At 65.3% G+C, this 10,775-nt stretch carries 9 protein-coding genes; 1 reads left to right on the top strand and 8 read right to left on the bottom strand.

Annotated features, from left to right (window positions below; all coding sequences use genetic code 11):
- Positions 1-67: 67 nt before the first annotated feature.
- The 5 genes from ACRVY7_RS19180 to ACRVY7_RS19160 form a co-directional block, all read right to left on the bottom strand.
- Entirely contained in the window at positions 68-1,585 is a 1,518-nt protein-coding gene (locus ACRVY7_RS19180; protein WP_082937967.1) for an NAD(P)(+) transhydrogenase (Re/Si-specific) subunit beta, read from the bottom strand.
- Entirely contained in the window at positions 1,582-1,887 is a 306-nt protein-coding gene (locus tag ACRVY7_RS19175) for an NAD(P) transhydrogenase subunit alpha part 2 (protein ID WP_005177965.1), read from the bottom strand. The genes ACRVY7_RS19180 and ACRVY7_RS19175 overlap by 4 nt, the downstream gene beginning before the upstream one ends.
- Complete coding sequence (locus ACRVY7_RS19170; RefSeq protein ID WP_005203205.1) at positions 1,887-2,984, bottom strand: Re/Si-specific NAD(P)(+) transhydrogenase subunit alpha; 1,098 nt, start codon at positions 2,982-2,984, stop codon at positions 1,887-1,889. Before ACRVY7_RS19170 ends, ACRVY7_RS19175 begins: the two co-directional genes overlap by 1 nt.
- 229 nt (positions 2,985-3,213) lie before the next feature.
- Positions 3,214-4,545 (bottom strand): alpha/beta hydrolase family protein, encoded by a 1,332-nt coding sequence (locus ACRVY7_RS19165; protein ID WP_431818237.1) that lies wholly within the window; start codon positions 4,543-4,545, stop codon positions 3,214-3,216.
- Between the two features lie 85 nt (positions 4,546-4,630).
- Positions 4,631-6,208 carry a molybdopterin-dependent oxidoreductase gene (locus ACRVY7_RS19160; RefSeq protein ID WP_431818236.1) on the bottom strand — a complete coding sequence of 526 codons (1,578 nt, stop codon included), beginning with the start codon at positions 6,206-6,208 and terminating at the stop codon, positions 4,631-4,633.
- 94 nt (positions 6,209-6,302) lie between these two features.
- On the opposite strand from ACRVY7_RS19160, the gene ACRVY7_RS19155 reads away from it, so the two are divergent.
- Positions 6,303-7,763 (top strand): FAD-binding protein, encoded by a 1,461-nt coding sequence (locus ACRVY7_RS19155; protein ID WP_064864080.1) that lies wholly within the window; start codon positions 6,303-6,305, stop codon positions 7,761-7,763.
- A gap of 115 nt (positions 7,764-7,878) precedes the next feature.
- Here the strand turns inward: ACRVY7_RS19155 and ACRVY7_RS19150 are convergent, their stop codons facing one another.
- From ACRVY7_RS19150 to ACRVY7_RS19140, 3 genes are all read right to left on the bottom strand, one after another.
- A complete protein-coding gene (locus ACRVY7_RS19150) occupies positions 7,879-10,155 on the bottom strand; it encodes a heavy metal translocating P-type ATPase (protein WP_431818235.1) in 2,277 nt (758 codons plus the stop codon).
- Position 10,156: 1 nt separating this feature from the next.
- Positions 10,157-10,360, bottom strand: a complete 204-nt coding sequence (locus ACRVY7_RS19145; protein WP_005203212.1) for a heavy-metal-associated domain-containing protein — start codon at positions 10,358-10,360, stop codon at positions 10,157-10,159.
- 68 nt (positions 10,361-10,428) lie between these two features.
- Positions 10,429-10,764 (bottom strand): metal-sensitive transcriptional regulator, encoded by a 336-nt coding sequence (locus ACRVY7_RS19140; RefSeq protein ID WP_431818234.1) that lies wholly within the window; start codon positions 10,762-10,764, stop codon positions 10,429-10,431.
- Between the last annotated feature and the right edge of the window lie 11 nt (positions 10,765-10,775).

Raw genomic sequence — 10,775 nt, 5'->3', positions numbered from 1 at the left:
CCCGGACCATCGGGCGACACGTTTTGCCCCCCGCTGCTACCAAATCGTAAAGCACTTCATGAGGCTGCTACAGCGCCTTGAGCTCCTCGATGACCTCGGCGACCGACTTCTTCGCGTCGCCGAACAGCATCGACGTCTGCTCCGCGGTGAACAGCGGATTGTCGATACCGGCGTAGCCCGAACTCATCGAACGCTTGAGAACGATGACCGATCGGGACTGGTCGACGTTGAGGATCGGCATTCCGTGAATCGGCGACGACGGGTCGTTGCGCGCCGCCGGATTGGTCACGTCGTTGGCGCCGATGACGATGGTGACGTCGGTGCGAGTGAACTCGCCGTTGATGTCGTCCATCTCCTTCATCGAGTCGTACGGCACGTCGGCCTCGGCCAGCAGCACGTTCATGTGGCCGGGCATACGACCGGCGACCGGGTGGATCGCATACTTGACCTCGACGCCCTTGTCCTCCAACAGGTCTGCCATTTCCTTGACCGTGTGCTGCGCCTGGGCGACGGCGAGACCGTAGCCCGGAACGACGACGACCTGGTTGGCGTACGCCATCTGGATCGCGGCGTCGGCAGCCGACGTGGCCTTGACCGTGCCGCCCGCACCACCGGCAACACCCGCGGCACCGGCGTCGCCGCCACCGAAGGACCCGAAGATGATGGCGGGAATGGAGCGGTTCATCGCCTTGGCCATCAGCATGGTCAGGATCGAACCCGACGCTCCGACGATCATGCCCGCCACGATCATCGCCTGGTTGTTCAGCGCGAGACCCGCAGCAGCAGCGGACAATCCGGTGAGTGCGTTGAGCAACGAGATGACGACGGGCATGTCGGCGCCGCCGATGGGGAACACCACGAACAGACCCATCAGACCCGCGACCACGAGCAGGATGACGATCCAGTACCACGGAGTCGCGTTGGTCGAGCTCGCCTTCACACCGATGACCACGGCCACCGCGACGGCCACGATCGCCAGCACGACGTTGGCGACCTGGAACAGCTTGGCCGCTGCAACGAGCTTCTTCTCGAGGTTCTTGTTGAGCAGTTCCTGCAGCTTCGCGAAGGCGACCAGCGAGCCCCAGAAGGAGATCGAACCGATGATCGCCGCGAAGAGCGATCCGACGATCACGGCCACGTTCGGCTCGTGCGGCACCTGGGTGAAGCCGTCGTACTCGATGTACTCGGCCCACGCGATGAGCGCGACGGTGCCGCCGCCGACGCCGTTGAAGAGCGCGACCAACTGCGGCATCGCCGTCATCTTGGTCTTGAGGGCCGGCGGGATGCCAAGTGCGACACCGATCGCGAGACCGATGGCGATCAGCACCCAGTTGACAGTCGGGACGCCGACGTCGCCTGCGTCGTTGTAGACGCTGAGCAGGGTCGCGACGATCGCGATGCCCATACCCGTCGCGGCGATCCAGTTTCCGCGCACAGCGGTCTTGGGGCCGGTCAGGCCCATCAGACCGTAGATGAACAGCGAGAAGGAGACGATGTAGAGAGCCGTGACGCCGTAGCCGAGGCCTTCGGAGACCTGTCCCGTCGACTCGCTCGCCAGCACCGTCGAGGCGAGGATGGCGCTCACTTGGCAGACTCCTTCTTACCCTTGAACATTCCGAGCATGCGGTCGGTGACGAGGAATCCGCCGACCACGTTGAGCGTGCCGAAGATCAGCGCGACGAACGCGATGATCCGGGTACCCCAATTGGCATCTGCCGGAAGCGAACCCAGCACGACCAGCGCGCCGAGCACAACAATGCCGTGAATAGCGTTGGTACCGGACATGAGTGGGGTGTGCAGCGTGTTGGGCACCTTCGAGATGACCGCGAAGCCGACGAATCCCGCGAGAACGAGAATGGCGATGTTCGCCATGAGACCGGTGTACATCAGGCCTTCACCTCCGAACTGGTCGACGTCGACCCGGTCACGCATGCGGATGCGATGACCTCATCGTCGAAATCGGGTGTGATGGCGCCGTTCTCGTCGAGCATGAGCTCGATCAGCGCCTGCAGGTTCTTCGAGTACAGCTCGCTGGCATGCTCGGGCATCGTCGCGGGCAGGTTCAGCGGAGACGTGATGGTGACGTCGTGTTTGACGACGGTCTGACCCGGTTCGGTCAACTCGCAGTTGCCACCGGTTTCACCTGCAAGATCGACGACGACGCTGCCGGGCTTCATTCCCTCTACTGCAGCGGCGGTGACCAGGCGAGGCGCCGGGCGACCCGGAACCAGCGCGGTGGTGATGACGATGTCGAAGCCCTTGATCGCGTCTTCGAGCGCCTGCTGCTGCTTGGCGCGCTCGTCGTCGGTGAGTTCACGGGCGTATCCGCCTTCACCGGCGGCGTCGATTCCCAGATCGAGCCACTGCGCGCCGACCGAACGGACCTGCTCGGCCACCTCGGGTCGCACGTCGTAGCCGGTGGTGCGGCCGCCGAGGCGCTTGGCCGTTGCCAGCGCCTGCAGGCCGGCGACACCCACGCCGAGCACCAGTACGGTTGCAGGCTTGACCGTGCCCGCCGCGGTGGTGAGCATCGGGAAGAATCGCGTCGACTTGTCGGCTGCCACGACGACCGACTTGTAGCCGCTCACGTTGGCCTGCGAGCTCAGCGCGTCCATGACCTGCGCACGCGAGATGCGCGGAATCGCCTCGACGGCGTACGCCTCGACGCCCGCTTCCTTCAGCGCTCCGACCTTGGTGTCGGCATTGCGCGGTGCCAAGAAGCCGATCAGCTTCTGGCCGCGCCGCAGCTTGGCGATCTCGGCGTCGCTCGGCGGTGACACACGAAGCACCACATCCGCCGCGTACGGATCGCCGATCGTCGCTCCTGCCTCGACGTATGCGTCGTCGGGGATCAACGCCTCCACACCGGCGCCCGATTCGACGGTTACCGGCACTCCCTTACCTACCAGCGTCGCAACGACCTTCGGGACGAGCGCCACGCGACGCTCACCCTCGGCCGTTTCGCGCACGACTCCCACGCTCATGTTGTCAGTTTCTTCTCTGTCTTCTTCGGCACTGGTCTTCGTCAGTGCTCGATCTGTTTGGGTACGAGCGCACGGTGATCCGCGGGTTTACTCCTCCGGCCACTGCGTTTGGCGCCTCGTCGGGGCGCGTCCGTCAATGAGGTGGTCATCCGCACGCCGCGCCCGCTCGAAATTCGGTGCGACGAACATAGCATGACCTCAGCAGACGCAGATCACGCCGTTGAATTGCTCACTTTTGCTTGACGTTGCCGGCTGCCCAGCGAACTAGATGGGCGACCACGTCGCCGACGGGGTCCTCGGGGACCGCTGCGGGCGCGGTGTCGGCGACTGCGGGGAGCTGGTCAGGGGTTGTGAGAGCAGGGGTCGGCGTCGCGCTGGTGTTCTGCGGCGGCTGCCACGTCTTGCCCTGTGCCGCGAGGGCGTCCGGGTCGGTGACCGGTACCTGCAGCCTCAACGCGTCGTACAGAGCAACCTGAATCTCGCGCGGTGTCGGCAGCTTCTCGCCTGCATTCGTCGACGCCTCACCCGGCTCCGGTACGGGGACAAGAGTGTCGAGCGCGTCGTCGAATTCTGGTGGAACGGGTATGCCAAGGCTGCGCAGAAAGATCCCCCGCGGATTGCCGCCGTCGAGGACGACGTAGGTGGTGGCGCCGACTTCTTTGGTCGAGACCACCCGGTACTGGTTCACCAGATTGCCCTTTTGGCCGTGGATCGTTGCACCGGGCAAGAAGTAGAAGGCGGAGGTCAACGGGTGCGCGAGGGGATTTCCCAAGCCGCACACCGAGTCTCCGCGCACGCAGTAGGAAATGACCCGAATGTCGCCGGTACTCGATTCGTCGCGCGGACCGTTCGTGTAGGCACCGGGGATGACGCTGGGTATGACCGTTTCGATGCCGGTGTTGGGAAATCGCGAGTCGGCGCCGACCACCACGACGACGTTGGCATCCGGGATCGCATCCGCGTCTCCCGCCAAGTACTTCTGGTGGAGTTTGTAGGCGACGTTCATCGCGATGGGCCCGCTCTGCGAGTAGCCATTGAGAACGATGGTGCCCGATTTACCGCGATCAACCCATGCCCGCTCGGCGTCAGCGACCCCGTCGGCGGTACCGATGTCGACCGAATCGTTGTAGGTGCCGTTGCCGGTGAGATCGAACTTCTTATTGCCGACAACGACTCCGAAGGCCGCAGGGTATTGCACGACCGGGATTTTCGGATTGTAGGAGCCCGCGCCATGCGGTGCGTCGTAGAACCCGACGTCGACCGTGCGGCCGTACTGGTCGCCTCCCATCGGGGAGCCTGCGCCGCCGATCACCGTCGAGCTGATCGGTGTGAAGTCGCTGGTGCCGGGGATGAGGAGCACCGTCGAGTCTTCTCCGAGACCCTCCGGGAGCCAGCTGGGTTTGTCCCGGATCGGCGTCGGCTCGTACCAGGACCCGGGCAATTGAACCGTGGGGAGCCGGACGGGACCTTGCGCGCCCTGCGAAGCCGCACCGGCGGTGCCGGGGGTCAGCAGTAGGGCCGCGGCGCACACCGCGAGTCCAGAAGTGACAACCCCGCGCATGTGACCCACCCCTCGATGTGTGCTGCGTCGAAGGGTAACCCCGGCAATCGCCTCACGCCCACGGCGGCACCACTCCGTGCTCTCATCAGCCGACGGTGTAGTCGCGAAAATCGAGTCCGGTCGCGCCGTCGGGAACCGGGTCGGCCTCGGTCTCGGTCTGCGTCTTCCCGTTCTTGTCGATGGCACGGCATTCGACGGTGTGCTGGCCGCTGGTCGTCTGCCAGGTGAACTTCCACTGGCGCCAGGTGTCGATGCTGTACTCGGTTGCCAGTTGCGCGTCCTGCCAGGGCCCGCGGTCGATGCGGACCTGAACCGCGGAGATACCCGTATGTTGCGCCCACGCCGTCCCGGCGATGATCACCTCGCCGGGGTTGACCGAGCCGCCCGCTGGACGGTCGATGCGCGACGCGAGTTTGATCGGACCAAGCGCCGACCACCCGCGCGTCGTCCAGTACGCCTGAGCGTCGGCGAACCGAGTGAGTTCCCAGTCGGTCACCCACTTCGTCGCCGACACATACCCGTAGAGCCCCGGAATCACTTGTCGCACAGGGAATCCGTGTTCAATGGGAAGCGGCTCGCCGTTCATCGCGACTGCCAGCAGCGCGTCACGCTTGTCGGTGATCGCCGACACGGGGGTGCCCGCGGTCCATCCGTCTGAGCTCGTCGAGAGCAACATGTCGGCGCCAGGGCGAACTCCGGCCCTGTCGAGGATGGCCTTCATCGGCACGCCGAGCCAGCGGGCATTGCCGATCAGATCACCGCCGACCTCGTTCGACACGCAGGTCAACGTCACGACGCGTTCGGTCATGGGCATCGCGAGTAGTTCGTCCCAGGTGAGGGTGAACTCCTCGTCGACGAGGCCGTGCACCCGCAGCTTCCAGTCCGTGGTGGTCAGTTGAGGCACCTGCAGGGCGGTGTCGATGCGGTAGAACGACGCGTTGTCGGTGACGTACGACGTCGCGCCCTGCACACCGATATCGACGCCCGCGGGGATCGGCGGCGCGGGTGAGGCGGGCGCGGGGAGCCTGATGCCCGCGCGATCGGCGACGGTGCGCGCGGCGTCGGCAAGCAGTTTGCGGCCGATGGCACCCACCGCGATGGCGGCGACCGCGATTCCCGCAGCCGTCAGGACGAAGCGCCGTGGGACCCCGGACGGCTGCTCGTCATTGTGGTTGGTTTGCGGGGCGTCGAGTTGTCGCAGGAGCAGTCGCAGCACCCCGATACCGACGACTCCGGCGAGCAGCGACGGAATGACGTAGGCGCCGCTCGAACCCGACCGGTTGAGTGCCGCGACCACCCCGAGCACGGCGAACACCCCGATCACAACGCTCCCGAGCGGAGGTCGACGCCGCTCGAGCACGCCCGTCGCCGCTGCGAGGACGACGATGATCAGTGCCATTCCGGTGAACAACGCCGTCTTGTCCGAGGTGCCGAACACCCCGATCGCCCACTCACGGACCGCCTGCGGCGTGTGGTCGACGACCGTCGAACCGACGGCGAAGAACGGTGAGGAGTTCTCCGAGATCGGAACCGCACACAACTCGCCAACGGCGAGGCCTGCGCCGACGGCGATCAGCCCGGCGACCGCTGCGGGGCCGTCATGAGTTGACGGTCGACGATTGTCGTCGACGTCGGGTCTGGTGAGGGTTCGTCCAGAGGACACACCCCTTGATACCTCCAAAGCCTGAGGAGAAGGCAAACGTACGCGACCCTCAATCACTAGAACACGTTCTAGTTTGTGGTCTACGCTAAGCCGCATGGCTGACGGCACACGGATTCCCGACACCCTCCCCCTCGGCGCGGTGACGCAGTTCAGCGACGAGGTCGACGTCGTGGTGATCGGACTGGGCATCGCGGGCGGTTGCGCCGCGGTGGAGGCGGCGTCGAATGGGGCACGTGTTCTGGTTCTCGAACGTGCGGCAGCGGCCGGCGGCACGACGGCACTGGCGGGCGGACACTTCTACCTCGGCGGCGGCACGGCGGTCCAGAAAGCCACCGGGCACGACGATTCCGCCGAGGAGATGGAGCGGTACATCACCGCGGTCTCCAGCGACCCCGAGCCGGACAAGATCCATGCGTACTGCGTCGACAGCGTCGAGCATTTCGATTGGCTCGAAGCTCTCGGCTTTCAGTTCGAGCGCAGTTACTACCCGGAGAAGGCCGTCGTCCAGCCCGAGACGCAGGGTCTGATGTACACCGGCAACGAGAAGGTGTGGCCGTTCAACACCATGGCCGTTCCCGCCCCGCGCGGGCACAAGGTTCCGGTCCCCGGCGACACGGGTGGTGCCGCGATGATCGTCGAGTTGCTGGTCAAACGTCTCGCCGACCTCGGAGTGGAGGTGCGATACGAGACCGGCGCTCGGCAACTCGTCGTCGACGACGGCGCTGTCGCCGGAGTCGCGTGGCACAGCCCCGGCAGTGGCGACGGGGTGATCAGGGCGCAGGGAGTCGTCATCGCCGCGGGCGGGTTCGTGATGAACTCCGACATGGTCGCGGAGAACGTGCCGTGGCTCACCGAGAAGCCGTACGTACTCGGCAACACCTACGACGACGGCCTCGGACTCCGCATGGGTGTCTCGGTGGGTGCGGAACTCAAGCACATGGATCAGGCATTCTGCACCGCACCTGTCTACCCGCCGGCCATTCTGCTGACCGGGATCGCGGTGAACAAGAATGGCGATCGATTCGTCGCGGAGGACTCCTACCACTCGCGGACGTCGAGTTTTGTTCTCGAACAACCAGATTCGACGGCCTATCTGATCGTCGACGAAGCACACATGAAGCGACCACGCATGCCGCTGGTGCCGTTTGTCGACGGCTACGAGACAATTGCGGAAGCCGAACAGGCACTCGGCATTCCGACCGGGAGGCTGCAGGCGAGCCTTGATCGGTACAACGAGAACGCCGCACGCGGCGAGGATCCGGACTTCCACAAAGCGCCCGAATACCTTGCGCCGCAAGACAAGGGCCCGTGGGCGGTCTTCGACATGAGTCTGGGAAAGGCGATGTACGCGGGGTTCACCCTCGGCGGCATGGCGACCTCGGTCGACGGCGAGGTGCTCGACGCCTCCGGGACCGCGATCCCCGGACTCTACGCAGCGGGCGCGTGCGCAGCGAACATCGCACAGGACAGCAAGGGCTACGCCAGCGGAACACAACTGGGCGAGGGCTCGTACTTCGGACGCCGCGCCGGACGCCACGCCGCCGCGCGCCGCTGACCCCACCGCCGATCGAGCTGCCCCCCCGCTGATCGAGCTTGTCGAGATCACCCACCCGCCGATCGAGCCGCTCACCGCTGATCGAGCCGCTCCCCGCTGATCGAGCTTGTCGAGATCACCGCCGCGGCGTAAACCGCCGCAGGCGAAGGCTGTTCAGCACGACGAACACCGACGAGAGCGCCATCGCGGCGCCCGCGATCATCGGATTGAGCAGCGCGGCAGCGGCAAGCGGGATCGCAGCCACGTTGTAGCCGAACGCCCAGAAGAGGTTCTGCTTGATCGTTCGTAATGTCGCGCGCGACAACGCGATCGCGTCGAGCACCTTGTTCAGGTCACCGTCGACGACGGTCACGTCGCTGGCCGCGATCGCGACATCGGTACCTGTGCCCATCGCGATGCCGAGGTCGGCCTGCGCGAGGGCCGGCGCGTCGTTGATGCCGTCGCCGACCATCGCCACGGTCGCGCCGGCCTGCTGTAGGCGGACGACCTCGGCGACCTTGTCTTCGGGCCGCACATCGGAGATCACGGTGTCGATACCGACGATGTCGGCGACGTGCCGGGCGGCGCCTGCGTTGTCTCCGGTCAACAGAACCGGCCGCAGTCCCGCCTTCTTCATGCGCGAAATCGCTTCGGCGGCGCCCGGTTTCACCGTGTCCGACACCACGATGACACCGATGGGCGTACCGTCGCGCAGCACGACGACGGGAGTCGCTCCCGCGGCCTGCGCATCGTCGATGGCACTGCGAAGTCCTTCGTCGAGTTCGACGTCGAGATGCGCGGGCCCACTGACGGCCACGCTGCTGGCTCCAACCCTGCCTGACACCCCGACACCGTAAGCGGCGTCGAATTCGTCGACCTCGGGTACCGGAAGATCCTGTGCGGCAACGACGATCGCGTGACCGATGGGATGTTCAGAACCCTTCTCCACCGCTGCGGCGAGAGTGGCGACCTCTTCCGGGGTGACCCCGGCTGCAGGGTGTACGGCGTCGACGCGCATCTCGCCGGTGGTCACGGTGCCGGTCTTGTCCAGCACGACGGTGTCGATGCGTCGAGTCTTCTCGAGCACTTCGGGGCCCGACAACAGGATTCCGAGCTGCGCACCACGTCCGGTGCCGACCATCAACGCAGTCGGTGTCGCCAGTCCGAGCGCACAGGGGCACGCGATGATCAGAACCGAGACCGCTGCGGTGAACGCGGTCAGCACCGAACCGTCGACCCACCAGAAGATCAGTGCGCCAAGGGCAATGAGCATGACGGCGGGAACAAAGACGCCGGAGATCCGGTCGGCGAGTCGTTGAACCTGTGCCTTGCCCGCCTGCGCCGCCTCGACCATCCTGGCCATCTGTGCCAGCGCGGTGTCGGAACCGACGTGGGTCGCACGAACCACGAGTCGACCGCTCGTATTGATCGTCGCGCCGACGACGTCGTCGTCGACGGTCACCTCGACGGGCACGGATTCGCCTGTGAGCATGGACATGTCGACAGCGGAGGCACCCTCAACGACCACTCCGTCGGTGGCGATCTTCTCGCCGGGACGAACAACGAACTCGTCTCCGACGGCGAGCTCTGCGATCGGGACCCTGACCTCACCGCCCGAACGTCGGATCACGACATCCTTCGCGCCGAGGTTCATCAGAGCCCGAAGTGCATCCCCCGCACGGATTTTGGCACGCTTCTCCGCGTAGCGACCGGCGAGGATGAACGTTGTGACGCCCGCTGCGGCCTCCAGGTAGATGAACGACGCTCCCGCTCCGCGATCGGGGAGTAGCTCGAATCCGTGTGTCATGCCCGGCATTCCGGCCATACCGAAGAACAGGGCGTACAAAGACCACCCAAAGGCGGCAAGAGTGCCCATCGACACCAGCGTGTCCATGGTTGCAGTGCCATGCCGCAGATTGCGCCACGCGGCGAGATGGAACGGATAGCCGCCCCAGATGATCACGGGTGCAGCAAGAGTCAGCGACAGCCACTGCCAGTTGGTGAACTGCCACGCCGGCACCATCGCGAGGACGATGACCGGTATCGACAACAGCGCCGAGATGATGAGTCGTTGACGTAATCCCCGCAACTCGACGGCAGCAGGGCTCGAATCGACCCCATCGGGCTCGATCCCGTCGTCCAGATCCGAATCAGGTGACTCACCAACAGTTTTCGGGCGCACGGGTGTGGCCGTATATCCGGCGTCCTTAACCGTGGCGACGAGGGTGTCGACGTCGGCTGTGCCGTCGACCGTCGCCCTTTCCGTCGCGAAGTTCACCGTGGCGTGGACGCCGTCGAGTTTGTTGAGCTTGCGCTCGATACGATTCGCACACGACGCACAGGTCATGCCGGTGATGTCGAGGTCGACGACGGTGGTCGGCCCCTCACCGTGCGTCGTGTACGTCGTCGACATGTCAGACCAGCTCGTATCCGGCTTCGGACACGGCGTCGGAAACCTCGTCGCGAGCGAGTTCGCGATCGCTGGAGATCTCGACGACGCCCGTCTCCAAAGTCACGTCGACATTGTTCACGCCGGGGATCTCGCCGATCTCCTCGCGAACCGATGCGACGCAGTGCCCGCAGGTCATGCCGGTGACTGTGTAGGTGCTCGTGGTCATTGTGTTCGGTTACCTTTCGTGGTGGTTGATCGTCGTCAGTGTTGACTGCATCGACTTGGTCGGCTGCATCAGGACTTGACGAGCCGGGCGATCGCGGCCATTGCCTCGTCGACCTTGGCTCGGCCGGCCTCGTCGCTCTCCTGCGCTGCGTGTACCACGCAGTGGTTCATGTGCTCTTCGAGCAGACCGAGCCCAACGGCCTGCAGCGCCTTGGTCATCGCCGACAACTGGGTGAGGATGTCGATGCAGTACTCCTCGTCGTCGACCATGCGTTGGAGCCCACGCGCCTGACCCTCGATGCGTCGAAGACGCTTGAGGTAGTCGTCCTTGCGCGTGATGTACCCGTGTGCGTTGTGCTCGGCGTCTGTGTTGGTCCCGGCGTCCGGTGTCGCGTCTACGGTCATGGTCACTCTCC

The organism is Gordonia jacobaea (assembly GCF_965344965.1).
Classification (GTDB): domain Bacteria; phylum Actinomycetota; class Actinomycetes; order Mycobacteriales; family Mycobacteriaceae; genus Gordonia; species Gordonia jacobaea.
Note: the sequence above shows the minus strand (reverse complement) of the source record. Positions and strands in the feature narration are given on the sequence as shown.